The 26,267-nt window shown below is 64.7% G+C and carries 26 protein-coding genes and 1 pseudogene; 17 read left to right on the top strand and 10 right to left on the bottom strand.

Annotation, left to right across the window (positions count from 1 at the left end; all coding sequences use genetic code 11):
* Window positions 1-23 precede the first annotated feature (23 nt).
* Genes F1D05_RS19615 through F1D05_RS19605 form a run of 3 tightly spaced genes read left to right on the top strand, consistent with a single transcriptional unit; the run spans window position 24 to window position 3,393 of the window.
* Window positions 24-992 carry an ABC transporter permease gene (locus tag F1D05_RS19615; RefSeq protein WP_246485773.1) on the top strand — a complete coding sequence of 323 codons (969 nt, stop codon included), beginning with the start codon at window positions 24-26 and terminating at the stop codon, window positions 990-992.
* On the top strand, window positions 989-2,503 hold the full coding sequence (locus F1D05_RS19610) for a sugar ABC transporter ATP-binding protein (RefSeq protein WP_185441655.1): 1,515 nt from the start codon (window positions 989-991) through the stop codon (window positions 2,501-2,503). Before F1D05_RS19615 ends, F1D05_RS19610 begins: the two co-directional genes overlap by 4 nt.
* Window positions 2,500-3,393, top strand: a complete 894-nt coding sequence (locus tag F1D05_RS19605) for an amidohydrolase family protein (RefSeq protein WP_246485772.1) — start codon at window positions 2,500-2,502, stop codon at window positions 3,391-3,393. The genes F1D05_RS19610 and F1D05_RS19605 overlap by 4 nt, the downstream gene beginning before the upstream one ends.
* 164 nt (window positions 3,394-3,557) lie before the next feature.
* Here F1D05_RS19605 and F1D05_RS19600 read toward each other — a convergent pair whose 3' ends face one another.
* From F1D05_RS19600 to F1D05_RS19590, 3 genes are all read right to left on the bottom strand, one after another.
* A complete protein-coding gene (locus F1D05_RS19600; protein ID WP_185441654.1) occupies window positions 3,558-4,193 on the bottom strand; it encodes a hypothetical protein in 636 nt (211 codons plus the stop codon).
* A gap of 118 nt (window positions 4,194-4,311) precedes the next feature.
* Window positions 4,312-5,367: a DNA polymerase IV gene (locus tag F1D05_RS19595; protein ID WP_185441653.1), complete on the bottom strand. Its 1,056-nt coding sequence runs from the start codon at window positions 5,365-5,367 to the stop codon at window positions 4,312-4,314.
* A 197-nt stretch (window positions 5,368-5,564) separates the two neighbouring features.
* Window positions 5,565-6,035: a GNAT family N-acetyltransferase gene (locus F1D05_RS19590; protein ID WP_246485771.1), complete on the bottom strand. Its 471-nt coding sequence runs from the start codon at window positions 6,033-6,035 to the stop codon at window positions 5,565-5,567.
* 235 nt (window positions 6,036-6,270) lie between these two features.
* Between F1D05_RS19590 and F1D05_RS19585 the strand changes: the two genes are divergently transcribed.
* Together F1D05_RS19585 and F1D05_RS19580 are read left to right on the top strand one after the other, a co-directional pair.
* Complete coding sequence (locus F1D05_RS19585; protein WP_185441652.1) at window positions 6,271-8,664, top strand: immune inhibitor A domain-containing protein; 2,394 nt, start codon at window positions 6,271-6,273, stop codon at window positions 8,662-8,664.
* A 212-nt stretch (window positions 8,665-8,876) separates the two neighbouring features.
* Window positions 8,877-9,191 carry a WhiB family transcriptional regulator gene (locus F1D05_RS19580; protein WP_185441651.1) on the top strand — a complete coding sequence of 105 codons (315 nt, stop codon included), beginning with the start codon at window positions 8,877-8,879 and terminating at the stop codon, window positions 9,189-9,191.
* Here F1D05_RS19580 and F1D05_RS19575 read toward each other — a convergent pair whose 3' ends face one another.
* Window positions 9,192-9,449, bottom strand: a complete 258-nt coding sequence (locus tag F1D05_RS19575) for a zf-TFIIB domain-containing protein (RefSeq protein WP_185441650.1) — start codon at window positions 9,447-9,449, stop codon at window positions 9,192-9,194.
* Between the two features lie 136 nt (window positions 9,450-9,585).
* On the opposite strand from F1D05_RS19575, the pseudogene F1D05_RS42585 reads away from it, so the two are divergent.
* Window positions 9,586-10,254, top strand: a pseudogene (locus F1D05_RS42585) (AAA family ATPase); the annotation flags it as partial.
* Between the two features lie 301 nt (window positions 10,255-10,555).
* The gene (locus tag F1D05_RS40455; RefSeq protein ID WP_246485769.1) at window positions 10,556-11,350 is read left to right on the top strand and encodes an AAA family ATPase; all 795 of its coding nucleotides are present in this window, start codon (window positions 10,556-10,558) and stop codon (window positions 11,348-11,350) included.
* 58 nt (window positions 11,351-11,408) lie between these two features.
* Here F1D05_RS40455 and F1D05_RS19565 read toward each other — a convergent pair whose 3' ends face one another.
* Complete coding sequence (locus tag F1D05_RS19565; RefSeq protein WP_185441649.1) at window positions 11,409-13,316, bottom strand: penicillin-binding transpeptidase domain-containing protein; 1,908 nt, start codon at window positions 13,314-13,316, stop codon at window positions 11,409-11,411.
* A gap of 72 nt (window positions 13,317-13,388) precedes the next feature.
* On the bottom strand, window positions 13,389-14,156 hold the full coding sequence (locus F1D05_RS19560; RefSeq protein WP_185441648.1) for a VOC family protein: 768 nt from the start codon (window positions 14,154-14,156) through the stop codon (window positions 13,389-13,391).
* Window positions 14,157-14,282: 126 nt separating this feature from the next.
* On the opposite strand from F1D05_RS19560, the gene F1D05_RS19555 reads away from it, so the two are divergent.
* Window positions 14,283-14,606 (top strand): L-rhamnose mutarotase, encoded by a 324-nt coding sequence (locus F1D05_RS19555; RefSeq protein WP_185441647.1) that lies wholly within the window; start codon window positions 14,283-14,285, stop codon window positions 14,604-14,606.
* A 321-nt stretch (window positions 14,607-14,927) separates the two neighbouring features.
* Here F1D05_RS19555 and F1D05_RS19550 read toward each other — a convergent pair whose 3' ends face one another.
* On the bottom strand, window positions 14,928-15,641 hold the full coding sequence (locus F1D05_RS19550) for a pirin family protein (protein WP_185441646.1): 714 nt from the start codon (window positions 15,639-15,641) through the stop codon (window positions 14,928-14,930).
* Window positions 15,642-15,656: 15 nt separating this feature from the next.
* Complete coding sequence (locus F1D05_RS19545; protein WP_185441645.1) at window positions 15,657-16,172, bottom strand: DinB family protein; 516 nt, start codon at window positions 16,170-16,172, stop codon at window positions 15,657-15,659.
* 153 nt (window positions 16,173-16,325) lie between these two features.
* Here F1D05_RS19545 and F1D05_RS19540 point away from each other — a divergent pair, with 153 nt between their 5' ends.
* The 4 genes from F1D05_RS19540 to F1D05_RS19525 all read left to right on the top strand — a co-directional run bounded on the left by F1D05_RS19540 (window position 16,326) and on the right by F1D05_RS19525 (window position 22,658).
* Window positions 16,326-17,711, top strand: coding sequence for a glycosyl hydrolase family 18 protein (locus F1D05_RS19540; RefSeq protein WP_185441644.1), 1,386 nt, complete (start codon window positions 16,326-16,328; stop codon window positions 17,709-17,711).
* 163 nt (window positions 17,712-17,874) lie between these two features.
* Window positions 17,875-19,050 carry a VOC family protein gene (locus tag F1D05_RS19535; protein WP_206685762.1) on the top strand — a complete coding sequence of 392 codons (1,176 nt, stop codon included), beginning with the start codon at window positions 17,875-17,877 and terminating at the stop codon, window positions 19,048-19,050.
* A gap of 536 nt (window positions 19,051-19,586) precedes the next feature.
* On the top strand, window positions 19,587-21,296 hold the full coding sequence (locus tag F1D05_RS19530; protein WP_185441643.1) for a hypothetical protein: 1,710 nt from the start codon (window positions 19,587-19,589) through the stop codon (window positions 21,294-21,296).
* Between the two features lie 243 nt (window positions 21,297-21,539).
* Window positions 21,540-22,658, top strand: a complete 1,119-nt coding sequence (locus F1D05_RS19525; protein WP_185441642.1) for a hypothetical protein — start codon at window positions 21,540-21,542, stop codon at window positions 22,656-22,658.
* Between the two features lie 252 nt (window positions 22,659-22,910).
* Here the strand turns inward: F1D05_RS19525 and F1D05_RS19520 are convergent, their stop codons facing one another.
* Window positions 22,911-23,378: a hypothetical protein gene (locus F1D05_RS19520; protein WP_185441641.1), complete on the bottom strand. Its 468-nt coding sequence runs from the start codon at window positions 23,376-23,378 to the stop codon at window positions 22,911-22,913.
* A gap of 2 nt (window positions 23,379-23,380) precedes the next feature.
* Entirely contained in the window at window positions 23,381-24,037 is a 657-nt protein-coding gene (locus F1D05_RS19515) for a hypothetical protein (RefSeq protein WP_185441640.1), read from the bottom strand.
* Window positions 24,038-24,132: 95 nt separating this feature from the next.
* On the opposite strand from F1D05_RS19515, the gene F1D05_RS19510 reads away from it, so the two are divergent.
* The 5 genes from F1D05_RS19510 (at window position 24,133) to F1D05_RS19495 (ending at window position 26,265) form a co-directional block, all read left to right on the top strand.
* The gene (locus tag F1D05_RS19510; RefSeq protein WP_185441639.1) at window positions 24,133-24,327 is read left to right on the top strand and encodes a hypothetical protein; all 195 of its coding nucleotides are present in this window, start codon (window positions 24,133-24,135) and stop codon (window positions 24,325-24,327) included.
* Between the two features lie 7 nt (window positions 24,328-24,334).
* Window positions 24,335-24,853, top strand: coding sequence for a DUF6879 family protein (locus F1D05_RS19505; RefSeq protein WP_185441638.1), 519 nt, complete (start codon window positions 24,335-24,337; stop codon window positions 24,851-24,853).
* Window positions 24,834-25,190, top strand: coding sequence for a helix-turn-helix domain-containing protein (locus tag F1D05_RS40450; RefSeq protein WP_246485768.1), 357 nt, complete (start codon window positions 24,834-24,836; stop codon window positions 25,188-25,190). The genes F1D05_RS19505 and F1D05_RS40450 overlap by 20 nt, the downstream gene beginning before the upstream one ends.
* Window positions 25,159-25,683: a DUF5753 domain-containing protein gene (locus tag F1D05_RS40445; RefSeq protein WP_246485767.1), complete on the top strand. Its 525-nt coding sequence runs from the start codon at window positions 25,159-25,161 to the stop codon at window positions 25,681-25,683. The genes F1D05_RS40450 and F1D05_RS40445 overlap by 32 nt, the downstream gene beginning before the upstream one ends.
* Window positions 25,684-25,833: 150 nt before the next feature.
* The gene (locus F1D05_RS19495; RefSeq protein WP_185441637.1) at window positions 25,834-26,265 is read left to right on the top strand and encodes a hypothetical protein; all 432 of its coding nucleotides are present in this window, start codon (window positions 25,834-25,836) and stop codon (window positions 26,263-26,265) included.
* Window positions 26,266-26,267: the final 2 nt, after the last annotated feature.

The raw sequence follows: 26,267 nt of genomic DNA, 5'->3' as shown, positions 1-26,267 counted from the left end.
CGACGTTTGCGAGGACGACCGAGATGACCTTGCTGGTGATTTGCGTGGTGTTCTTCGTCGGGCTGGTGATCGCCTCCGACGGTGACCTGCTCTCAGCGAATTCCCTAAGAGTGCTGCTTCAGTTCCTTGCTGTGCCTGTCCTGATCGGATTGGCTCAGATGGTGGTTCTGGCTGTGGGACAACTCAACCTGGCCGTCGGTGCGATCGGTGGATTCGCCGCGGTCTCCATGGGCGTGCTCATGGCCGAGCACGGTGTGCCGGTGCCGCTGGCGTTGCTGATCGGGTTCCTGCTGTCGTCGGCCGCCGGGCTGGTGAACGGGCTGCTCGTGGTGCTGACGCGGATCAACGGGTTCATCGTCACGCTCGCGACGATGACCGTCCTCCTCGGCGTGCAGTACCGCGTGGTCGGCACCAGGACGGTCGACGACTATCCGCAGGGCCTGAAGAGCTTCGGCTCGTACGCCGTCTTCGGGGTGCTGCCGCTGATCTTCCTGGTGGCGTTGGTGGTCGCGGCGCTGCTCGCGGTGATGCTGCGTCGTACAGTGCCTGGCCGGCAGTTGCTCGCTTCGGGTGGGAATCCCATCGCAGCAAGGCTTTCCGGGATCTCGAACGACCGGTCGGTGATCATCGCGCACACGTTGTCCGGTGCGATCCTCGGCGTGGCGGCGATCCTGACCGTCGCGTCGTCGCCCGGAGTGAACAAGAGCATCGGTGGCGACTGGCTGCTGCCGAGCTTCGCCGCTCCGATCATCGGCGGAGCGCTGCTCACCGGTGGATCCGCGGTCGTCCTCGGGACGGTGCTCGCCGCCTTCATCGTGCGCTTCGTCGACACCGCCCGAGCGGAGTTCTCGCTCGAGCCGAGCTGGGTGAACTTCGTGGTCGGTGCGGTGGTGCTTGGGTCGGTGGTGCTCGGACAGGTCCGCACCCGCCGACAGGAACGGCGTACGGTCGTCAAAGCGCCGGACGCGGCCGTGGCCGGAGGTGTGTCATGACGTTGTTCCTCGCTGATCGGGTGGACAAGCTGTTCCCTGGCGTGCGCGCGCTCGACGGCGTGACGCTCAAGCTCGAAGCCGGGTCGGTGCACGCGCTGCTCGGTGAGAACGGCGCGGGCAAGTCCACGCTGATCAAGGTCATCACCGGGCTCTACAAACCTGACGGTGGCCGGCTGGTTCTCGACGGTTCAGAGGTTCAGTTCGGGTCGCCGCACGAGTCGGCTTCGGCGGGGATCGGCGTGGTGCACCAGGAGCGGAATCTGATTCCTGGCTTCACGGTCGGCGAGAACATCCTGTTGCAGAAGCTGCCGACGTCCCGTGGGCTCGTCGATCGCGGTGCTATCCGGTCGGAAGCCGCGCGCTGGCTCGCCGAGCTGGATCTGGACCTCGATCCGGATCAGCCGGTGACCGAATTGTCCGTCGCGCAGGCGCAGTTGGTCGAGATCGCGAAGGCGCTGTCAGTGGAGAGCCGGGTGCTGCTGCTGGACGAGCCGACCGCCTCGATCACGCCGAACGAAGCCGAGCGGCTGTTCCGGGTGGTGGCGAAGCTCAAGAACGACGGCCGCTCGGTGCTGTTCGTGAGTCACAAGCTCGAAGAGGTCTTCCAGATCTGCGACACCGTGACGGTGCTGCGGGACGGCGCCTCGGTGCTCGAGTCCGGACCGCTGGCCGACCTGACCCGCGACCAGGTCGTCGACCTGATGGTCGGCCGCGTCCACGAGGCGCTCGCGCTGCCGCCGCGAACCGTCCCCGAGTCAGCTCCGCTGCTGGAGTTGTCCGGAGTCAGTACTGCGACCGGTCACGCCGACGTGGATCTCAGCGTCCGGCCGGGGGAGATCGTCGGCCTCTACGGGCTCGTCGGCGCGGGCCGGAGCGAGCTCGCCAAGGCCTTGCTCGGGCTGGACCGGATCACCGCGGGTGAGGTCAAGGTGCGCGGGCAGGTCGTGCGGATCCGGAATGTCCGGGATGCCCTGCGCAACCACAAGATCGGGTATGTCACGGAGAACCGGAAGGAGGAAGGGGTTTTCCTCGAACAGTCGGTCAGCCGCAACATCGCGGTGACGGTCTGGGACCGGCTCCGGAAGGCACTCGGTTACGTGCCGGCCAAGGCCGAGGCGGCGATGGTCGCCGACTACGTCGAGCAACTCGGGATCCGGATCGCGTCGCCCGCGCAGCTGGCCGGGACGCTGTCCGGCGGGAACCAGCAGAAGGTCTCGCTGGCGAAATGGCTGGCGGCGAAGACGGAGATCCTGATCATCGACGAGCCGACGGTCGGCATCGACGTCCGCACGAAGGACGCCTTCCACACCCTGATCTGGGACCTCGCGGCCAACGGGCTGGCGATCCTCCTGATCACCTCGGACCTCCCCGAGATGATCACGCTGGCCGACCGCGTGGTCGTGATGCGGGACCACCGAGTCCAGGGCGAGGTAGCGAACGACCACGACTACGACACGATGAGCCAACAGGTGATCCGCCTGATCCACGCAGAAGGAACAACCGCGGCATGAGCGCGGAGGACGATGGCGGCATGAGCGCGGGAGTCGATGGTGGTGGGAGCGGTGGGCGGGTTGATGCGCATCATCATGTCTGGGATCTGTCGGTTCGGGAGCAGGCCTGGATGGTGGGGGCAGAGCTGGATCCCATCCGGCGCGACTTCTCCGTCGAGGATCTCGCGCCGTTGGCGGCAGCGGCCGGGGTGACCGCGACCGTGGTGGTGCAGACAGTCAGCCTCTTGGAGGAGACACACGAGTTCCTTGAAGTTGCCGCTAGCAACGAATTGGTTGCCGGTGTGGTCGGCTGGGTGGATCTGACCTCGGCCGAGGTCGCGGACGCGCTGAGCGGGTTGAAGGAGCGCCCGGACGGGTCATGGTTGAAGGGGATCCGGCACCAGGTGCACGACGAGGCGGATCCGCGCTGGCTCTGCCGGGACGACGTAAGGGCCGGCCTGAAGGCGGTGGCGGAGGCCGGTTTGGTCTACGACCTGCTGACGAAGACGCCGCACCTGCCTGCCGCGGTGGAGACAGCGGCCGCGCTGCCGGAGCTGACCTTCGTGGTCGACCACATCTCGAAGCCGGTGATCGGTGCGGACCCAGAGCCCTGGGCAACCGAACTACGCTCGCTCGCCGCTCACCCGAACGTATCCTGCAAGCTATCCGGCATGGTCACAGAGGCATCCTGGCCGGACTGGAAAGTCTCAGACCTCAAGCCCTACGTCGATGTAGTCCTCGATGAGTTCGGTCCCGACCGAGTGATGTTCGGCTCAGACTGGCCGGTCTGCCTATTAGCCGCCTCTTACCCCGAGGTGGTCCAAGCAGCCGAAACCCTCACAGCCGCCCTAACCCCCGCAGAGCAAAACGCAATCTTCACCACCACAGCCCGCCGCATCTACAACCTCTAACGCCCCCCGCCCCCTGGCCACAGGCCCCCCGTACCGCGACCTCCCCCGAGTCGCGGCCCCCCGACCTGTGACCATCCCCCCGAGCCGCAGACCCGGACCGCGACCTCCCCCGAGTCGCGGCCCCGGCCTGTGACCATCCCCCGTGGAGCAGCCCCCGGGGCTGGTTACGGCAGTCGGACGTAGTCGCGGGTGGCGGCGTTTGCTGTGGCCTCTAGGCCGGGGCGGTCCTGGGGGCGGCCGCCGGCGGCTAGTTCGAACTCTTGCGTGTTCGCGTAGGTGGAGATGATGCGCTCGACTACCAGGCGGGTGCCACGCTGGCCGTCTGGGTAGGAGTAGACGATCGTCGCGTAGGTGTACGTCTCACCCTCCATGTACGGGCTGGTGGACTTGACGCTGCTGTTCGTCTGAGAGATCAGCTGGAAACCCTTGACGGCATGGAGTTCCTTGAGCTTGGCGGCGACCGCCTGCTTCATCGGCGTGGAGGCGGCGTTGCCGTGGATGCGCAGATTCCACAGCTTGTTCGGGCTGGTGAACTTCGCCTCGAAGGTCGACAGCTTCACCATGGCCCAGCCCTTCGGCGTCAGGGTGATCACGCCGACGTCGGTCTTCGGGTCACCCCAGCTCTTCTCCACGAAACTCAGCTGTGCCGGCTTCAGCGCCGGGACCGCGGCTTGCGTGTTCGCGACCGTGGCGTTGGCCTGACCAGAAGTACTGGCGACGGCGGCGGTGGCGAGCCCCCCACCGGCGAGGAGTGCGACGGCGGCGGCGAGGCCGGCGGTGCGGGTGAGGTTGAACTTCATGGTGACGCCCCCATGGCTTCAGATCGGTTGACTACGTAGCCTTGGATGCGTTGCCCGCAACGAAAGTTCAGAGAATCTCGCCACCAACTTTCCAGCCCTGACCGACGTCAAAGACCCTTCAGGACCGGGCGAACTCGACCCGCAAGCCGAGCAGGCGGACCGGCCGCCGCAGCTCGAACTTCGCCAGTACGGCGAGCGCCGCCGCGGCCACCACCTCGGGGTCCTGGGTGGTCTCCTTCAGCTTGCGGCTCTTGATCGGTGTGTAGAACGAGATGAACCGGACCTTCACGTGCACCCGCTGGACCGACTGCCCCTCGGCGACCACCTCCTTGGTCAGCGCGATCGCCAGTTCCCGCACCTTGTCCGCGATCTCGACCGGATCCGCGAGATCCTCGGGATAGGTCACCTCATGGCTGCGCGACACCGGCTCACGCGGTACGTCGGTCACCTCCGTGTCGCCGAGACCACGCCCGAGCGCGACGTACCAGCCGCCCATCTTCGGCCCGAACCGCTGCCGTAGTACGTCGGGATCGGCGGCCGCCAGTTCCGCCACGGTGTGCAGCCCCAGCTCGGCGAGGTTCGCCGACATCCGGCTGCCGATACCCCACAGCTCACGGACTCCACGGTGGTTCATCACCTCGGCCCAGTTGTCCGCAGTCAGCCGATAGAGCGCGACGTCGTCGACAGCCGGCGGCCCGGTCGGTTTCGCGAAGCCGGTGGCGAGTTTCGCGCGGACCTTGTTGTCGCCGATCCCGATCGAGCAGGTCAGTCCGGTCCTGGCCAGTACGGCGGCCCGCAGCTCCGAAGCGAGCCGTTCCGGATCGTCGGTGGTCGCACCGACGAAACACTCGTCCCAGCCCCAGACCTCCACCACCACAGGGAACTCGCGCAACGTGTCCATCACCTCTGCCGACGCAGCGTCGTACGTCGCGGGGTCGGTCGGCAGGAACACCGCGTCCGGGCACCTCCGCGCGGCCGCTCGCAGCGGCATCCCGGAATGCACCCCGAAGGCACGGGCCTCGTACGACGCGGTCGCGACGACCTGCCGGGCCTGACTCGGATCCCCCGAGCCGCCGACCACCACCGGCAACCCACGCAACTCCGGTCGGCGACGGACCTCGACCGCGGCAATGAACTGGTCCATGTCCACGTGCAGGACCCACCGGCGGCTCATACCTCAGGGGTATCACAGCCGACCGATCAGGTCTTGGACCACGCGACGTCACGAACGCAGAGTGGAAGCGTCGAAAAGGAAGGAAAGTGAAAGTCATGAAGGTATTTCTGACCGGAGGATCCGGTTACATCGGCCAGGCGCGAACTCGGCTGGGAGCCGAAGCACCTGGACGCAGTAGCGGAGATTGCCGCCGGGAGCTAAAGCTCCTTGCGCATCTGCTGGGAGATCACGACGTACCCGAGTGACGTGTACAGGTTGACTGCCGTCTGGTTGTTGTAGAACACGTTGAGATCGAGGCGATCGAAACCGAGCCGGCGGCATTCCTCCTGGCCGGCCAGCATGATCGCCCGGCCGTAGCCGTGGCCGCGCTGATCCTCGTTCACCTCGATGTTGAAGACGAACGGGACCGGCTTCCTGGCCCGGATCCAGAGATTGCCGACGACGGTCCCGTCGGGGCTGCAGGCCGACCAGATCAGGTGCTCCGAGGCCGTCTCCCTTTCCGCCAGCAGCTCGCCGATCTCCTTGCGGGACTGCTTGAGTGCCTGCTCGGGCGTCAGGCCCCGGGCCGGTCCGATCGCGTCGGCGTAACCGACCTCGGTGTACTCGCGCCAGCCGGCGAGCTCTTCATCGGTCATCAGGCGCAGGGTGATCTGCGGTGCGTTGCTCACCCGCCTGACGATAACCGCGACGGGGTCGAAATGGCAGTTTCGTTGCGGTCTCGTCGCGTTTTCACCACGAAGGGCAGCTCAAGGGTTAACCCGCGGCGACGAGTCTTCCGAACACCCACCGCACTCGCCTAGTGTCACAGCGTCTACGTCTCCGGCAAGGTCGTTGCCTTTGGCTACCTCCTGCCGGAGACGCTGCTGCGCCGGGGGAGCTCGGCGGAACCGATGAGGAGGAACCGTGCGCCTGAAGCCCGCACGTACGACGGCCCTCGGAGTACTGGGGATCGCCCTGGTAGCCGGGCTGGGCCAGGTGCCACAGTCAGTCGCGAGCCCGGCGCCCGCCGACGGCAGCGCGCCGACAGGGCCGGCGGCAGTCAAGGCCGGACCGGACGAGCTGCCGAACGCTCTCGAGGACAAGCGGCGCGACCTGCGGCAGGAGGCGATGACCAATGTGCTCACCGGTGCCGCCAAGGTCGAGCAGCGCGGGACCAGCAAGGTCGTCAAGGTCGGCCAGGAGGTCGCCAGGCCGGCTGCCCGCGATGCCCGCGGCAAGCTGAAGGCGGCCGGGATCGGCAAGAACCAGTACGTCGAGCTGGCCCGCGAGAAGACCGACAAGATCTTCGTCATCCTGGCCGAGTTCGGGAACCAGCGGCACCCGGACTTCCCGGACAAGGACACCGACCCGAACACCGACGGCCCCTCGACGTACGACGGACCGCTGCACAACGCGATCCCGGCGCCGGACCGGTCGAAGGACAACTCGACCGTCTGGCAGGCCGACTACTCTCCCGCGCACTACCGGGACCTGTACTTCGGCAAGGGCGACTCGGTGAAGACGTACTACGAGAAGCAGTCCTCGGGTCGCTACTCCGTCGACGGCACCGTCTCGGACTGGGTCAAGGTGCCCTACAACGAGGCGCGCTACGGCCGGAGCAACGGGACGCCGTGCGCCAGCAACATCTGCTCCAACTCCTGGAACCTGATCGCCGACGCGGTCAACCAGTGGGTTGCTGACCAGCAGAAGGCCGGCAAGACCGACGACCAGATCAAGGCAACCCTCAAGTCGTACGACCAGTGGGACCGCTACGACTTCGACGGTGACGGCAACTTCAACGAGCCGGACGGGTACATCGACCACTTCCAGATCGTCCACTCCGGCGGCGACCAGGCCAATGGGGACCCGCACCAAGGCGAGGACGCCATCTGGTCGCACCGCTGGTACGCCTTCCAGAACAACTCCAGTGGCCCGTCGGCGAACAAACTCGGCGGCGTCCAGGTCGGCTCGACCGGGCTCTGGATCGGCGACTACACGATGCAGCCCGAGAACGGCGGGATGAGCGTCTTCGCGCACGAGTACGGCCACGACCTCGGCCTGCCGGACCACTACGACACCTCTGGCAAGCCGAGCCAGAACCCGGTGAACTGGTGGAGCGTGATGGCGCAGAACCGGGCCGGTGCGAAGGGTGACATCGGGATCGGCCTGAAGCCGCAGGACCTGGGCACCTGGGACAAGCTGCAGCTGGGCTGGCTCGACTACGAGACGGTGAAGGCCGGCCAGACCCGGTCGATCGACCTCGGCCCGCACGAGTTCAACTCGAAGAAGGCCCAGGGCGTGGTCGTGGTGCTGCCCAAGAAGAAGGTCACCACCCAGCTGGCCAAGCCGGTCACCGGCACGAAGTCGTGGTGGAGCGGCGCCGACGACAAGCTGAACAACACGCTCAGCCGCAAGGTGACGTTGCCGCCCGGGGGTGCGTCGCTGACCTTCCAGGCGAACTGGGAGATCGAGGACTGCGGACCCGATCCCTGCGACTACGCCTACGTCGAGGTGAACGACGGGTCCGGCTGGAAGGCCGTCCCGGGCAGCATCACCAAGGCCGCCGAGGCGAACGGGATCGACGGTGACAGCAAGGGCTGGAAGCCGGCCGAGTTCGACCTGTCCACCTTCGCGGGCAAGACGATCGACCTGCGCCTGCGGTACGCGACCGACGCCGGCACCCACGGGCTCGGATTCTTCGCCGACGACATCAAGCTCACCGCGGGTGGGCAGACTCTCGTCGACGACGGGGCCGAGAACGGTGCGAACGGCTGGACCGCGACCGGGTTCCAGGCGGTCGGCGACTCGGTCACCAACGAGTACGACAACTTCTACCTGGCGTCGAACTACACCTACAGCTCGTTCAACAAGTACCTGAAGTACGGGCCGTACAGCTTCGTCGGTACGCCGCGGCCGGACTGGGTGGAGCACTACCCGTACGAGGACGGCCTGCTCGTCTCGTACTGGGACACCTCGCAGAAGGACAATGAGACAGCGGTGCATCCGGGTGAGGGCCAGTGGCTGCCGATCGACGCGAACCCGACGCTGCGGGTGAACCTGACCGGCGCGTTCTGGAAGACGGCGGTGCAGAGCTACGACTCCACCTTCGGTTTGCAGAAGTCGGACTCGTTCAACCTGACGATCAACGGTCAGAAGAACTACGTTCGTGGTGCGGCCGCGGTGCCGGTCTTCGACGACCGCTTGGACTTCTGGTCGGCCGACGTCCCGTCGTACGGCGTGAAGGTACCGCACGCGGGCGTCAAGATCAGGGTCGTCACCCAGCAGGGCACGTCGATGCGGATCCTGATCAGCAAGTGAGCTGATCACCCAGGGGCCCAAGGCGCTTGCCTTGGGCCCCTTTTTCGTTGCCGTCTTCCGGCCCCGTCACCGTGGGTGAAGCCTGGTTGGAGCCGGTGTGAAGACGTTTGTGAGCGGGTACCAGAGATGGAGCCCGCGGTTCTGCAGACAGCCGTGGGGTTTGTCGATCAGTCTGAGGTGTTGTCGATGGCCCAGCTCTTCCGGATCCGCCCATGACCCGGCGCAAGCCGCCCGCAGGCGCGGTCACGAAGGCGCCGGACGGCCTGCCCTACCCGCTTGTCGAGCATTGGGAATGGCAGGATCACGCCGCCTGCAAGGACGTCAACCCCGAGTTGTTCTTCGCCGCCGAGTCCGAGCGAGGGATGCGAAAACATGCCCGCGAGATGCTCGCCAAGTCGCTCTGCGGCACCTGCCCGGTACGCCGGGAATGCCGGCGGCACGCCGATCTCGTCGGTGAGATGTACGGCGTGTGGGGCGGCAGCACCGAAGAGGAACGCGAACCGGCGCTGCACTGCCGGCCGCACTGATCAGTCGAAGAGTTCCTCGAAGAAGGACTTCTTCTTCTTGCGCGGGTACTGCTGGTTGCCGTAGCTCCGATCGTCGCGCCGGTCCTTATCGTACTTGCGCTCCTCGTACCGCGGCTGCTGCTGTAGAGGGGCTGAAGCCGGGGCGTTGAAGGCCACCTCGGCGTCGACGAGCCGCTCGAGTTCACCCCGGTCGAGGAAGATGCCGCGGCACTCCGTGCACTGGTCGACGGTGATGCCGCTGCGCTCGTACGTCCGCATCGAGCCTTGGCACTTGGGCAGGTCAGGGTCTCCATTCAGCAACTCTAGGTGACGAAATCCCCCGTCTCACCGTCAGTTGAGCGAACTCTCAGCTACTCCTCAACCTGTCCGTCCCTGCCCGTTCGGCACCCCTCGGATGAGAGGATGCTCGGGGTCTCACCTCGGACAGGGAGTAGTCGGTATGGCGGAGCAGTCGGCGGGGTTGCTGGGGCGACGGCGGGCTCGGGGGTTGTGGGTACGCGGCGCCAAGCAGCTCGGCTTCGCCAAGGCGGGCGAGGAGGCGGCGACGCCGGACAAGCCGGCCGCGCTCGACACCTTCACCCGGGCGGTGGAGCTGGACCCGGGAATGACGGATGCCTGGCTCGGATTCCACGCGGCCGGCGGCGATCACGAGACGGCTCTGGACAAGCTGGTCGCCGGCGTCGGACGCTTCGGTGAGGAACGCGACGCGGACAAGCGCCGGCTGAGCTCCAACTTCCAGGCGGGCTGGTGGTTCACCCACTCGCTGGAGACCACGGACCACGTCTGGCACGCCGAGGCCCTCCGCCGGTTCGCCGCGGGAGATGCGGACGGTACTGCGAAAGCCGTCGCCGAGGTGATCGAGGACACCCGCAGGCATTTCCTGCAGAGCACCGTCGCGATGCTGCGCAAGCAGTACGAGGTCACCATCGCCGAGTTGCGGCAGGTCCCGCCGGACGGCCACATCGGCGTCGAGGCGATGCTCCGGCTCGGCGTCGTGCTGGCCACGGTCGAGCAGTGGAGCGAAGCAGAGACCGTACTGCGGCAAGCGGCCGGCCAGCACCTCAACCACCTGGTGCAGGTCGACGCGGAGTACTACCTCGGATTCGTCTACCGCGGCACCGGCCCGGGAGGAGAACGCGCTCCGCCAGTTCGAGTGGGTCTACGAACGCAACAACGCGCACCGGCAGGTCGCCGAGGCACTCGCGGACTCGGACCTGAAACTCGACACCCGCCCGGCACCCCGCAGTACAGGCCCGGCCGCGCCGCAGATCCGTCGCGGTCAGCCGAGCAAGCCGACCCTGCACCGCCAGCCCGACTGGGGCGCCGTCCAGGGCATCCTCAACGAGCTCGACCGCAATGTCGGGATGGAGGACGTCAAGCGTCAGGTGTCCGCGGTCGCCGCGCAGGTCCGGGCCGGGCTGATGCGGGCCGAGCGCGGCCTGCCGACCGCGAAGCTCGGCGGCCACCTGATCTTCGCGGGCCCACCCGGCACCGGCAAGACCACCGTCGCCCGCGTCGTGGCCCGCCTGTACTGCGCACTCGGGCTGCTCGCCGCGGACACGGTGATCGAGACCGACAGGTCCGGCCTGGTCGCCGAGTGGATCGGCCAGACGGCGGTGAAGACGAACGAGGTCGTCGACTCCGCGCTGGACGGCGTGCTGTTCGTTGACGAGGCCTACGCGCTGCGGAAGAAGCGCAGCGGCAACGACTTCGGCACCGAGGCGATCGACACCCTGCTGAAGCGGATGGAGGACGACCGCGACCGCCTGGTGGTGATCGTCGCCGGGTACTCCGAGCCGATGGCCGAATTCCTGGAGGCGAACCCAGGTCTGCGCAGCCGGTTCTCCACCCGGATCGACTTCCCCCGCTACACCGCCGACCAGCTCCGCGAGATCGCGCTCCGGCTGGCCCACAACAACGGCGACCACCTCACCGATGACGGCGTGGCCGCACTCACCGGGGTCCTCGACCAGGTCTGCTCCGATGGCCGGATCGACGAACTCGGCAACGCCCGCTTCATCCGCACGATGCTGGAATCAGCCGGCAAACACCGAGACCTGCGCCTCTTCCAGTCTCCGGGCCACCCGACCGACCTCGACCTGGTGACCATCACCATGCCCGACCTCACCGCCGCCAGCACCGAGATCCTGAGTTTCTGATCCTGGAATCAGCAAGAACCCTCGTCCGGCCGGACGAGGGTTCTTGGTTTCTTGCTGCTTACTTGAAGCGGCTGAGGAAGTTCTGAAGGATCGGGCCGGCCGCCTTGCCGCCGGAGGCACCGCCTTCGACGATGACGGCGAAGGCCACGTCGCCGCGGTAGCCGACCATCCAGCCGTTGGTGATCACCTTGCCGTTGGACACGACTTCCGCCGTACCGGTCTTGGCCGAGACGACGCCACTGCCGCCCAGGATGTGTCCGGTGCCGTTGGTGACGGTGCTCCGCAGCATCGCCCGGAGCGCGTTGGTGGTTGCCGGGGGCAACGCTCCCGCAGCCGGTCCGGCCGGATCCTTGCCCGGCACCAGAACCGGCTTCATCGCGGTGCCGTTCTTCACCGCCGCGCCGACCAGCGCGATCCCGAGCGGGCTCGCCGTGACGGTGCCCTGGCCGATCATCGACGCGGCCTCGGCGACATCGTCCTTCGGGGCCGGCACCTCCCCGCCGTACGCCGGAATCGAGAGGTTGAGCTCCTGGCCGATCCCGAACATCGCGGCCGCCTTGGTCATCCCGTCGGCCGGCAGCTTGCCGTGCTGGGAGATGAAGGCGGTGTTGCAGGACTGGTTGAACGCCTTTTCCATGGTGCCGTTGCCGTACGGCGCGAGCCCGTCGTAGTTCTTGAAGGTCTTGCCGAAGACGTTGATCGTGTTCGTACACGGCAGCACAGAGTTCTGCGTCTCACCGGTGCCGAGCAGCGCGGCCGAGGTGACGATCTTGAAGGTCGACCCCGGCGCGTAGTGGCCCTGGAACGCCCGGTTGTAGTTCGTCGCGGTCGGGCCGTTCGCCGCGGCCAGGACCTGCCCGGTCGAAGCCTGTACCGCGACCAGCGACGCGGGCAGCTTGCTCGTCGCCAAGGCGGCTTCGGCGAAGTGCTGCAGGGTGGTGTCGAGTGTGGTCTTCACGGCGGCGCCGGGCTTGCCGGTCTGCTTGAAGACCTCCTTGACCGCCATCTTGGTCTTGCCGTCTCGCAGCGTGACAGTGCCACCCGGCGTACCGGCTAGTTGCTGCTGGAACGAGTACTGCAGACCGGTGGTGCCGACCTGGTCGGAGCTGGACGCCGTCGGACCCGCGTTCTTCAGGGTCTCCGCGGTCGCCGTCTTCATCGTGCCGATCACGGACCGGGCGAAGGTCGGGCTCTCCGGCAGGGAGGCCGTACCGCCCATGGTCAGGATGCCGGGCAGCTTGCCCATCGTGGCGCGGAGCTTGTCCCACTCCTCGGCGCGGATCGTGATCGCGTCGACGAACTGGCCGGTCGGCAGCCCCTTGGCCCGCTTCCACAGCTTGGCGCCGTCGACGTCGAGGTTCTTGGTGAAGGCCGCGTACGTCGCGGCGGTGGCGACGTTGCCAGAGGCAACCCCGACGATCACGACCGGCCGGTTCGAGGTCAGCAGCTTGCCGTTGCGGTCGACGATCGAGCCACGGTTGGGGACGGTGCGGACCCGCTTCAGGTAGTTCGCGTCGCCGAGACCCGGGTAGATCGTGTCGCCGGACGCCTTGATCTTCCACGCGTCGCCGGTCTTCACCACCGTCGCCTTGCTGGTCCACTTCATCGTGCCGATGCCGCGCAGGATCGCCTCGACGGCGAGGTCCTGGGTGCAGTTGGAGCCGTCCGAACAGCTCGGGTCACCCTGTGGGGTGACGGTCACGGACTGTGCGACCAGAGCGGTGTCGACCGAGTCCAGTCGTGGCCCGAACGTGGTCGGCGCGTCGGTGAGCGCGGCCGCCTCGTCCGGCTTGCCGTCCGGCGCCCAGGCCTTGACCCAGGCGGCGGCGAAGGCCTTGACGGCCGACGCGGAGGCCTGCTTTTCGTTGTTGGGGTCGGGTTTTCCATCGCTGCCCGACTTGCTGTCGGAACAGCCGGCGGTGACGAGCACGGCACTCAGGCAGACGATCGCAGCAGTTCGCTTCACGCTCTCCACTCTCGCATGGCGACGGGTACACACTCAGAACAAGTGACCAGCGTGCCATGCAAAGAAAAATGATCAGCCGAGCTGGATCACCGCGAAGCGGGCGCCTTCCGGGTCGGCGAGTACCGCCATCCGGCCGAAATCCGTGTCCAGCCGACTGCCGATGAGCGCTCCACCACCGGCGACGATTTGCGCCACTGTTGTGTCGACGGCTGCGGTCGCGAAGTACGGCAGCCAGTGCGGTGGCGTGTCGGGCGGCATGTCCGGATGGAGTTCACCGGTCCCGGCCACCGGGCGGTCGGCGGCGTACAGGGCGGCGTACTGCGTGTCGTAGCCGCCGACTTCCTCGGAGCGGTAGCCGAACACCGCCATGTAGAACTTCCTGGCGGTGGCGTGGTCCCGGCTGAGCGCTTCGCTCCAGACCAGCGACCCCGGCGTGGACCGGCGCTCGGAGCCGATGTGTTCAGCGGCCTGCCACAGTCCGAAGATCGCGCCGTTCGGATCGGCTGCGATCGCCATCCGGCCCTGTACGGCGATGTCCTGCGGCGCGACCAGTTCGCGCCCACCCTCAGCCCGTACGACGTCCAGCGTGTGCTCGACCTGGTCGGTGGCGAGGTAGGTGGTCCAGCGGCTCGGCAACTGCTCCATGCCGGGCTGCTTCGGCCCGATCCCGCCTACATCCTCGCCGTCCAGGCCGCAGACGAAGTAGTCGCTGGAACTCCGGTGCTGACAGTTCCAGCCGAACAGGCCGACATAGAACTCCGCGGCGGCAGCAGGGTCGTCCGCGGCCAGGTCCACCCAGTTCGGCGTACCAGGCGGCCACGGCGTGTTCCGCTCGACCATCGACCCTCCGGGAAGTCGTTTGCCAGACAGCCCCCAAACCCTGCCAGGGAGCATCAGCCACGTCGAGGCGATCACGCTGAGATCGAATAACGGTTCGATCACTCCCCGGGCGTATTCTGCTGCGTTGTGACCCGCCTAGCACTGCACAGCCGGCTGATCCCCGGTACCGAAGAGGCCTACGAACTCGAGCACGCCCGAGTCTGGCCCGAGCTGATCACGGTGATGAACCGAGCCGGCATCCGCGACTGGAGCATCTGGCGCAGCGGCCGCGATCTGTTCCATCTGGTCGACTGCGATGACTATCCAGCCGCGGTCGCTCAACTCGCGAACGACCCGGTGGACCAGCGCTGGCAAACCCACATGAGCCAATTCGTAGAATCCTTCGCCACGAACGCGGACGGCACCCAGCCCCTCAACCACGTCTGGACCCTCACCGAACAAACCGACTAGGTACTACGCCTCGCGGCTCCTCCGTCGCCCCGTAGTCGCAGCTCCCCGTCGCCGCTCAGGGGCTCCTCCGTCGCCCCGTAGTCGCAGCTCCCCGTCGCCGCTCAGGGGCTCCTCGCCGCCAAGGCTGGCCCCGTCGGGTGCCTCGCGCTCCACCTTCCGTCGCTGCAGCGGCTGGGTGTGCTCAACCCACTGATGTGGGGGTTCGCCCCTGGTGTGGGGGTTCCCCCACTGGCATACCGATGGGGTAACCCCGACAGGAGGTGGGAAGCACCGCGTCTGCGCGAAGCGAGGAGAGTGGCGGACTGAGGTACGGCGGGCGGGTTACGGGTGCATTTCCCAGATGAGGACTTCTGCGCCCTCGGCGCTTGCGGTGGCCTGGGGTCCGTCGGAGGCGATCAGGCGGGCGGCGTCGGAGGGGCCGAGGGCGCCGGCACCTTCGAGGGTGATGGTGCCGAGGGCTACGAAGAGGTGGACGTAAGGGGCCGTGGGGAGGGCGACGCTTGCGCCGGGGGTGAGCCTGGCGGCGTACAGGCCTGCGTTGCGTTGGTTGATGCGGACGGCCGTCGTGCCCGCGTGTTTGGAGAGGCCGGAGGCGATTGGGACGAGTTCGCCGGTGGATAGGGCGTCGTCGACCTCGGCCTGCTGGTACGACGGGGGTAGGTCGACCTCGTCGGGGCGGACCCACATCTGGACGTATCGGACAGGTTCGCCCGCGTCGTTCTTCTCCGAGTGGTGGATTCCGCTGCCGGCGCTCATGCGTTGGGCCAGGCCGGGGTAGACGATGCCGTTGTGGCCTTCGGAATCCTGGTGCACCAGAGCGCCGCGCAGTACCCAGGTGACGATCTCCAGGTCCTGGTGCGGATGCGTGTCGAATCCGGTGCCGGGGGCAACCACTTCGTCGTTGTGTACCAGTAACAGGCCGAAGCCGACGTTGGCGGGATCGTAGTACGGCCCGAAGGAGAACGAGTGGTGTGAATCGAGCCACTCGCTCTCGGTCCGGAATCGGTCAGCCGCCCGTCGGATATCCACACTCATGCGGACCAGTGTGGCTCAGTAGTAGCCTTTCTCGCCGTCGAGCAGCTCGCGGACCGTGTCCAGATGGCCGACGTGCCGGGCGGTCTCCTCGACCATGTGGATCAGCATCCAGCGCAGCGTCGCCTTGGCGGAGCCGAAGTCCGGGTGCTTGCCGATGTCATCCATCGAATGCGCGGCGATGATCTTGTTGGACTCCTCGCACTGCTGCTCGAATTCGTCCAGCAACTGAGCGAGCGGTACGTCGCCCGGCATCATGTCGAGGTCCTCGGGCTCCTCCTGGAACTGCGGATTGCCCTCGAACGATTCGCCCAGGAAGAGCACGTTGAACCAGCAGTGCTCGGTCCACCGCAGGTGCGAAACCAGCCCGGCCACCGTCATCAGCGGCGAACTCGGCAGCACCACCCGCTGCTCATCGGCGGCGGCGAGGCCCTCGCACTTCCGCCGCACCAGCGCCCGCTGCATATCCAGCCAGCCGACCAGTTGAGTCCGCTCATCAGCCACGAACGGCGGCCGCTCCCGAGAGATCGTCATACTGCCGGACCCTAACCGGCCAAACCTCGCCTAGCACGGCAATTAACGGCGCCCCGGCCCTGAGGCGGGTTTCCGACATGTCGTGGCGGCGTGAGGGTTCGGCCCCCTAACGTGGATAAACGAAAGGTCATTGCGTATTAGATGGGAGTGGCCATGAACCGTCGGGTCGGGACTGTGCTAGCGAGTGCCATTGCAACCGGACTGCTTCTCGGGTCGGCCGGGTTGGTGGCGGCCCAGGCCGAGCAGTCGTCGGTACAAGTGGCGTGTACCGCTCCCGCGTGGGCCGAAGGGGTCAGCTACTCCGTCGGCGCCAAGGTGACCTACCTGAACCGGTCGTACGAGGCCCGTACCGCGCACACCGCGCCGCCCGGCGCCGGCTGGAATCCGGTCGCGGCCGCGTCGCTGTGGCTCGACCTCGGTGCCTGCGACGGCACGCCGCCCACGACCCCACCGACCACGCCGCCCACGACCCCGCCGCCCACACCGCCCACGACTCCTCCGACCACGCCACCTACGACCCCACCCACGACTCCGCCGACGACCCCACCCAGCACGCCGCCCACGACCCCGCCGACTGGACCGGAGACCTGCGCGGTGAAGTCCCGGCCGACGGGCAAGGTGCTGCACGGCTACTGGGAGAACTGGGACGGTTCCTCCAACGGCGTACACCCGCCCTTCGGCTGGACCCCGATCACCGACTCGCGGATCGCTCAGCACGGCTACAACGTGATCAACGCGGCGTTCCCGGTGATCCTCTCCGACGGCACGGTGAAGTGGGAGGACGGCATGGACGCGACCGTGAAGATCGCCACCCCCGCCGAGATGTGTCAGGCGAAGGCAGCAGGTCAGACCATCCTGATGTCGATCGGCGGCGCGGCCGCAGGTATTGACCTCAGCTCGTCCACCGTCGCTGACCGGTTCGTGGCGACCGTGGTGCCGCTGCTCAAGAAGTACAACTTCGACGGCATCGACATCGACATCGAAACTGGCCTTACCGGCAGCGGAAACATCAACCAGTTGTCCACCTCGCAGGCCAACCTGATCCGGATCATCGACGGTGTCCTGGCCCAGATGCCATCGAACTTCGGCCTGACCATGGCACCCGAAACGGCCTACGTCACCGGCGGCAGCGTCACTTACGGCTCGATCTGGGGTTCCTACCTCCCCATCATCAAGAAGTACGCCGACAACGGCCGGCTGTGGTGGCTGAACATGCAGTACTACAACGGCAGCATGTATGGCTGCTCAGGCGACTCGTACTCCGCAGGCACGGTCCAGGGCTTCGTAGCCCAAACCACCTGTCTCAACACCGGCCTCGTCATCCAGGGCGTCACAATCCGAGTCCCGTACGACAAGCAGGTCCCCGGCCTCCCAGCCCAACCCGGCGCCGGCGGCGGCTACATGTCCCCATCCCTGGTCGCCCAGTCCTGGAACAGCTTCAACGGCTCCCTCAAGGGCCTAATGACTTGGTCCATCAACTGGGACGGCTCAAAGAACTGGACCTTCGGCGACAACGTCAAGTCCCTCCAGGGCCGCTGACCGAACCCTGGGCGGGGCCGCAGGTCTGGCGCCCCGCCTATTCGCCTCCAGGCAGAACCCAAAACAGAACCACAGCCGCTCGCCGCAGCCGGGTTGTGCGGATCTTTCCGAATGATCGTCATCCGGAAGGAGATCGTCCGGAATGGGCTCTACAGTGCCGGGCATGACAGAGATCGGATCGGATTGGCGGATGGTCGATGGCGTGGCGACGGCATGGTTCGACGCGCCTTCGCTGATCGAGGGGGCTGCGCTGGCCGGACGCATCGTGGAGCTGTCGGCCGAGATCTTGGTCGACCTGCGCGCGACAGGCCTGCAGGTGCGCCTCGACTCACCCGAACACGCCGAGGCGGTGTCGGCGGCCGCGCGGGATCTCGAGCTGGCCGCGAACCCTGCCGTGCTGCAGCGCCTGAGCGTCGTGTTGGAATCCGCGAACCCGCCTGTGGTGAGGGGCTTCTGGCAGCGCGTACTCGACTACGCGCCTGGGGAGGACGGCGGTTTGGCGGATCCGTTGCGGCGCGACCCCGCAGTACGGATCCGGCAGTCGACCGAGCCACGGCCGTTGCGAAACCGCATCCACCTTGACGTAGTGCGGCCGGCCGCGGCGGTCGAGCAGGCGAGTCTTGGTGAGGCGTCGGGACCGTACGGGGTCTGTCACACCGACCCCGACGGCAACGAGGTCGACCTGGTGCCAGGCGACGTGCTCGGCGAGAAGATCGGGACAGCCGACTGGCAGGCGGTGTTCAGCGCGATGGCGTGCTACCGCATCACCTCGCCGACGCAGCAGCGTGACCTGGCCGCCGCAGCGGCGGCGCTGGCCGACGAGACGGGCTTCCCGCTGCTGGTCGACCTGCGCCCCGGGCTCGTGATCATCGACAGCGGTAAGGACCAGTGGGAGGACGACGCCCACGGCCTCGAGCTCGACTTCACCGACCTCGCCGGAAACCTCCAGACCGCTGCCCGCGAACTCGGGGCCACTGCGGACCCGGGGCTGCCGCGCTTCGCTCAGCTCTTCCTCGACGCCTCCGACGTCGCCGCGGTCCGCGCGTTCTGGGTCGCCGTCCTCGGGTACACCCACGACCGGCGAGCCGGGGTCAGCGACATCCACGATCCGCGGCGGCTGAACCCGGTACTGGTATTCCAAGAGCTCGACGCTTCGGAGATCGAGCGGCGCCGGCAGCGCAACCGCATCCACTTCGAACTCGCTGTGCCGTCAGACCTCGCGCAGACCCGCCTCGCCACAACCATCGCAGCCGGCGGCCGGCTCCTCGACGAGTCAGAGAACCGGTGGCACCTCGCCGACCCCGAAGGCAACGAACTGGTGATCGTCACCGGGGCATGAGCCCGCGCGGGGCGTAGTACAAGCTCGACAAAACAGAACTGCGGCCGCTCGGTGGGTCGTCGTACTGGCGTCTGGCGAGAACCGGAAGCGCTCGCCGAGCGCAACCGGTCTGGGAGATGAACCCCAGCGAACGGACCTGTACGGAGGCGAATGAGACCCATTTTGAGACCCTCGTCATCCGGTGATTCCCACCGGAGTTCGGGGAGCAATCTCTTACGAAGGGGCCGCCGGGCGTGGCCCTCATCTAAGGGTGTGCCTCCGGAGCGCGAAGGCTCGCCAGATTGACGACATCAGTAACGGTCGCCCCAGTGCAAGGATCACCCCGCCGGGTGGCGAGGCGGAGAACCTCCATCCGGCCACCGACAGCTCCTGAAACCGATAGAACCGACAACCAGCGACGCGGAGTATGACTGATGTTCTGATCGTGGCTGAGGGCATTGAGGCCAGACTTGTGGGCCGCGTTGCATCTGTTCGTATGACAGATGGATGGTGTAAACATAAGCGCACCTAATGAGTCCATCCAAGGGGAGATCGTCGTGGAGATCGAGTGGGCCAAGATCGGGCGGGATAAGTTTGACCGAATCGTCGAGGCTCTCTTTACCCGACTGTATGACGGTGCTGATGAATTTCGTGTCTACGACGGCCGAGGGGGTGACGGAGGAAAAGACATATATGTGAGGCAAGGCGGGCGGGTTCGCATTATTCAATTAAAGTACTTCCCTGAAGGCTTCTCAAAAATTAATGTCAAACGAAGAGACCAAATCAAAAGGTCCTTCGCATCTGCATTAGAAGATGCGCCATATGAATGGATCTTGGTAGTACCATGCAACTTGACGCAATCCGAGCAGAAATACGTGGATGGTCTTAAGGGCGATTCAAAGATTAGAGTCGACTATGTGGATCAAGCGCGCCTTAACGAACGACTGTCAGCACACCTCGACATAGTCGCCTACTTCACCCGAGACGACTCAATCACAAAAGCGCTAATCTACAACCGTGAGAAGGATCTCCTCACAGGGGGAGTTGCGGACGTCGAGGCGCGGATACGCGCTCTCCACAGCGTTATCGATGATGCCGACCTTAACTGGGGGCTAGATTTCAGCAGCCGCAATGGCGAAGTAACCCAGGTGATTCGCGCCAAGCACAGTCGAGCGGCCGAAGTCAGCCCAGTCGGCATTAATATGACAACCACATTCGGCCCTGACCAAAAGAGCCTTGAGTCAATCTTTCGACGCCAGGTCGATTACGGGATAACTGAGCGCGTAACACTTCCGCCTGATGTCGTCGCCTCATTCGAGGTCACAGGCCCAGAGTTGCTCGCATGGCGCGGGGAGGGGGTAGAAGTGACCCTCTATCCCGCTGAGTCGCCTCGGTTGCCGTTCGTCTTTGAGTTCCAGGACGCGAACTCAGGCACGCTCTCGTCGCACACTGGAGTGACCCGCTCCGCGGCCGAAGCGACACGCGGCAGATCGCTCGTCGTTTGTTTCTACGATGCGATCACCCTGACCCTACTCTTTCCACACGACGCCTCCGTTGGCGGCGAGATCAAGATGTCGCTGGATTTCCAGGGCGCAGATCCGTTCACTGTGCTGCGAATGCTCCAACTCATCGACGCGCTTGAGAACAGTGTGGTCGCCGCCATGAAGGTTGATGGAAATTCGCTCGGAAAGATCATGCTGAATAGCCAGCGATCATTGATTCCGGCATCATCTCGAGCAGATTTCGAACGCCTTCGACTCTTTGCGGATGATCTCAATATCGTACAGCGTCATTGTGAATCCTATTTCCCAATGCCTGAAGATGTGAGTGGCGAAGATCGCCTGTATCTCCGGTGTGCACGCCTACTGATCGAGGGGAAGTGCGCCGTTGTTCCGCGCATGAACAATCTCACCGTCCATCTAAATGGGGCCGACTCCGATGGCCTGCGGACTGTTCTCGAATCGGAAGCGGGAGTATTCATGATGGAGAATGAGATATTCGGATTCGAGATGTTCGGACACTCATTTATGCTTGGCCCAGCTAGAACATTCAGCCTGAGAACCAAGCTCACTAATGCGGCCGATGCTGTCAGGGCGCTAGAGGCTGGTGAGGCGGATGGATTCAAGCTCCAAGTTGTCCCGGACGGCACCGAGAGCTTTTGGACCTATCTGCCTGAGCGCTGGAATGGATCAGGTGACGAATGGCCCCGGCCCGTAGGGTGGGGACTCGAGGATTTCAATGATCCGGCCGATACTCTGCTGCCATAACTCACAATCTGCGAGTCGAATGGCGCCATTAGCAGGCTGCGCACGGCCGCGGATGACTCCCACATTCATACCCGGTCGGGTCGGCAGATCCGCCGCCAGAGGGTCGGTTCGACGAGACGGCGGGCTATCGGCTGGGCGTAGGCTCGCGCGTCGTGGTTGGCCTCGTCCTTCGCTCAGGCAAAACAATTTGCTTTGAGATCGTCGGACAGTCAGAATCAAGGATCCGAATTCAGGGGGCAAAGAATGTCTAGCAGCCGTCGTTCTGGCGCAGATCAACCGCCCGACCTCGTTTGGCCGGCGGATCTCCAGCGCGATAGTCCGGCCAGGCTCGTCTACTTAGACCTGAACCATTTCATCAATCTCGCAAAACTAATTAAGGGCAATCCGGATGTTCCGCCCGTCTATCGCGACCTCTTGGACGCTATTTTGCGGGCAAAGGCAGCAGGCCGCGCCAGATTTCCGCTCTCTATGATTCATTTTATCGAAATGGGTCAGAACGGGAGCCCTCGACAACGCGCTGACGTGACGAAAGTTATGGAGGACATCAGCGATTTCGATGCGCTTCCTACCAGGTCAAGGATTGCTGAGATGGAGATTGAAGCTGTCCTTGATCGAATCCTAGGAACGCGTACTTTACTCGCGCCTGTGCCACTCGTCGGCTTCGGAATTAGTTCGGCACTCGGTTTAAGGGGATTCCGCGTTCGTCGGGGTGTAGCTGATGTTACTGAAGAAATGAGGAACACGATTGGCGCTGGTCAGTTCGATGGAATGTTGGCGTCTGCGGAGCGGTCCTTGACTCGCGCACTCCTCGCTGGCCCGTCGACTGCAGACCTCGTTTCGCTTCGAGCGAATGGCTATGCACCAGAGGAGATCGCCAAGGGGGCTGAGTCGAGGGTCGACTTCGAGAGAGAACTCGTAAGGATTCTCAATGCTGATAAAGACACCAACTGGCGCGCCGGCCGATTGCGTGATGCGGTGGCCGCCCGAGAACTTATCCACGAATGGAATGATGCGTTGACACGCAGTATGATTCGCCGCTCCACCACTATTGGTGACGTTCTTGAAGGTGACCCGGCAATCGAGCGCGATCGAATCCGCAACTTCGTCGAATCGATGCCCTCGACCCGTGTTGCTGTCAGCATTAAGACGAGATATCACGCGAACCCGCTTCACCCGTGGAAAGTGAACGACGTACACGATATCGACGCTTTGAGTGTCGCCGTCGCGTACTGTGACGCGGTTATCACGGACAAGGCGGCCCGGAATGCTGTGCAGGTCTCAGCAGAGCTCACGGCTCTTGACTGCTTCATGCCGCGAACTATTGACGCCTTGGTCGACTGGTTGAATGCCCTCCCGCAGTGATTCCGCAGACGTTAAAGTTCTAATAAGTCGAGGCAAAGAGATCCGAGGGGTGTGACTCGGTAAGTCGCGACGATCTCCCACATTTCCGCTGGCCCAGGGACGCCCGTGGTCGCTAATCCGTGGCCGGAGAGTACCGCCAGTATCGCGGGCATTATCACTGCGTCTTGCGCGAGTCGTTCACCGAGTTCGTCGACGTTCCACCCAGCCGGGGGCGGGGGCTCGGGGTCGCCGTCTTGAATTGTCGCGATCGCTTCATGAGTCGTGCCGGGGCCGGGGATGCGGTTCCGACTTCAGCAATGCAAGTACGCGGATGTGGGGTCCTTCAATGTCGCCCAAGGCTGCAGCAAGTATGCGCGCCCGTGCAATCCCGTCCTGGTCATCCAAGAAACCGTGGGCCAAGATCTTGCTTAGTGCGCGGATTTTTTCTGGCATTGTGGTGTGTGTTGCGGTCTCCAGAACCTGCGCGAGCAACTCTAGGCGGGAGTCGTATTCTGCGGCGCGTTCCTCGAATATCTCAAGTCCGACATCCATCAGGTCCATTGCTATTTCAATGGTCTCTGACATTCGTTTGATCCGCGCGATTTGGACAGATTTAAGCACGGCGGATATCGTCAATGCGACGGCTGGCCCGACACCCGGTGTCCCTTTAGATGCTATTTCTGCGATTATCCCAGCGACTGCGCCTGCTGTTTCGCTCTCGCTGTGTTTCTTGCTGTTCACGATCAGCCCCCAACTTCAGTGTCGAGTTCAATCGTGATGGACCGGCGTTTTGGCAGCAAGATCCAGCCCTTCCCGAACTGGTGCTCCCACTGACGACCCGCGTTGTCTATGACAACTGAGCGCTTCGCCATCTTCTGGCTAGCGTCGCGACGGCCCTGAGCATCGGCAACATAGAAGACGAAGGTTTCGCCTGGGCCGACGACCTGTCCGGTTCTGGCGAGGGCACCCGTGGATACGGGGCCGTTGAAGAAGAGGGGCGTCTCGGTCGTGGATGGCTCGAACCATACGTGCACCGGAAGGGTGCTGTTGTTGGCGACGATCCAGCCCCACCGGACCTTGTGCGTGCCGTACCACCAGCCGATCTGATCCATTTGCGCTCGTTCGGCGTTGTTCTGGTCGCGAGCGAGGATGCGAAGGCCGAGCAGCAGGGCACCGGTAGTGCCGAGTCCACCGACCCACTCGGCAACTGATCCCCAATCCACCGACCGTCCCCAGCAGGCCGAGAACCACGCCATCAATGTCATGGCTGGAACGCTACCGCCTCGCCAGTCGATGACTGAGTGGACCCTGGCTTCTGGGCGAGCGCCGATATGCGGTGACCGTACCTTTCTGCTCAGCCGCGAGGTATCTCCATGGTGAGCAAACTCAAAATCGTTCATCGCAACTTTTCGCAATCCCTCTTGACGGGCAACTGTTGGGGACGTCAGGCTGGTTGGCGTCAACAAAGTGCAATTTCATTGGGAGGTTGGGGATTATGGAGCTCACGTTTGTTGGTGGGGATCCGGCGTCGAATCCGAAGAACTCGCCGACGATTTACAAGACGGATCGGGATAGTTGGGTGGTGCAGGGGTGGGTCATTGATGATCCGGACGCGTTGGCTACGCTGAATCTTCCGGCTGGGGAGTCGGCGGTGGAGATTCCGGATCGGATGATTCAGTTCTTCAAGTAGGAGGATCGTGCACGAGATTTCGGAGGGCGAGTTTTCCAGGCTGCTGGACTCGTTTCAGGAGAGTTCGGCTCACCTCGAGACCCGTGATGCCTACGGCACGATGACCGAGCTTCCGTACATGGCGAAGTGGGCTGCGGGTGAGCCGGATGATCTCGCGTGGCTGGATGAGTGGTGTGCGGAGCTGCGGGAGCACGTGAAGGCTGGCCGGTCGGTGCGCCGGGCCAGGGTCGTGTCTGAGCCGTTGAGTGAGTATCAGCGGTGGTCGCGGAGCATCGCCCATCCGATGGTGGAGGCGGGTGAGGATATTCGGTGGGTTCCGCGACGGCGAACCTCGTCGACGTGTCTGCCGGGGAACGACTTCTATCTACTCGACGACGAGCTGGTCGTGTTCTTGCACTATTCCGGAGCTGGGCTGAACACGGCGTTCACGACATCGACCGATTCAAGGGACATCGAGCTATGCCGTACCGCGTTCGACGCTGTATGGGCGCTGGCGATACCTCACAGTGAGTACGACCCCATCTAGCGCAGCGAAACAGGCGCAGGAAGCTCTCGGGCTACGGCTCAGGGAACTGCGCAAGGATGCCGGTCTGTCCGGTCGCGACATCGCGGCCGCGACAGGCTGGCATTTCACGCGTGTCAGCAAGATGGAGACCGGCGTTCAAGGCCTGTCGGATCTCGACATCCGGATGTGGTGCGCTGCCTGTGGCGCAGATGACGAGGTGCCTGACCTCATCGCCCAGGCACGCACGGTCGAGTCGATGTATCTGGAACTTCGCCGCCAGACCCGAGCCGGACTGCGGCAGCTCATTCATTCCCTGTCAGCCCGTCATGAGCGGACAGGGCCGGTTCCTGGTCTATGAGCACAACGTCATCCCGGGGATCTTCCAGACGGCCGGATACGCACGGGCGTTGCTGTCGTTCTGGATCGAGTTCCTCGACACCCGCAACGACCTAGACGCCGCCGTGGAAGCCCGGATGGCGAGTCAATCGGTGCTCTACCGCAGCGACAAGCGGTTCTCGGTGGTCCTCGAAGAGGCAGCGGTTCGGACCCAGTTCGGTTCATCGGAGACGATGGCCGGCCAACTCGACCGGCTTATGTCCGTGATGTCCCTGCCGAATGTTTCGGTGGGGATTGTGCCGCTGCGGTCGGACCGGAAGGTCGTCGGTTCGACAGGGTTCTGGATCTATGACGACAAGCTGGTGCAGCTCGAAACGCCGACCGCGAGTATCGATGTCACCCAGCCACAAGAAATCGGGTTGTATCTGCGCATGTTCGAACGCCTGCGCCTGCCCGCCCTCTATGGGCGTGAGGCGAGAAGTTTACTTGTCAGCATTCTTGACGAGATCGCATAGCAACTAATCGCGATTCCGTAGCTGTGGACGGCCGCCAATTTCTAGGCTCATGCCATGAATGCGGAAATGGTCGTGCTTTCGATCGCAACCGGCTTGCTCGCCGTACTGATGGTTGTCGATTGCCTACGCGACATGGCGGGGCGATAGTGCGTGAACGACTCCGACAGCTTCTATCCCGATGGCTCCGGCGACTCAACGATCACTTCCGGCGTCTCCGAGACGACGACCGCTGACGAGCGTGACGGCCTGGTGGTGATCGGCTATATGCGCCAGCACCTGTTGATGACACAGACCGAGGCCCGGTACGCGAAAGAACGCCTGGCCTACTTCGCCCGGGTGGAAGGCTTCACGCTTGGCACGTTGTACGTCGAGCAAATCGAAACTTGGCCCGCCGCGTTCGAGGCACTCGTTGCCGACGCGATGCAAGACAGCGTCAGCGCGGTTCTGCTGCCCAGCATGCTGCACTTCTCCGTCCTCGGACCGCCGCCGATGATCAAGCGTCACTTCGAGCGCCTCACGAAGACGCGCGTGCTCGCGGTGCCTGAGGTGGTGTCTTACAGAGCAGGTGTGACGGCGTCCTGATC

It is taken from the genome of Kribbella qitaiheensis (assembly GCF_014217565.1).
Classification (GTDB): Bacteria; Actinomycetota; Actinomycetes; order Propionibacteriales; family Kribbellaceae; genus Kribbella; species Kribbella qitaiheensis_A.
The sequence above is the reverse complement of the archived record's forward strand: the minus strand, read 5'-3'. Positions and strand labels throughout refer to the sequence as shown.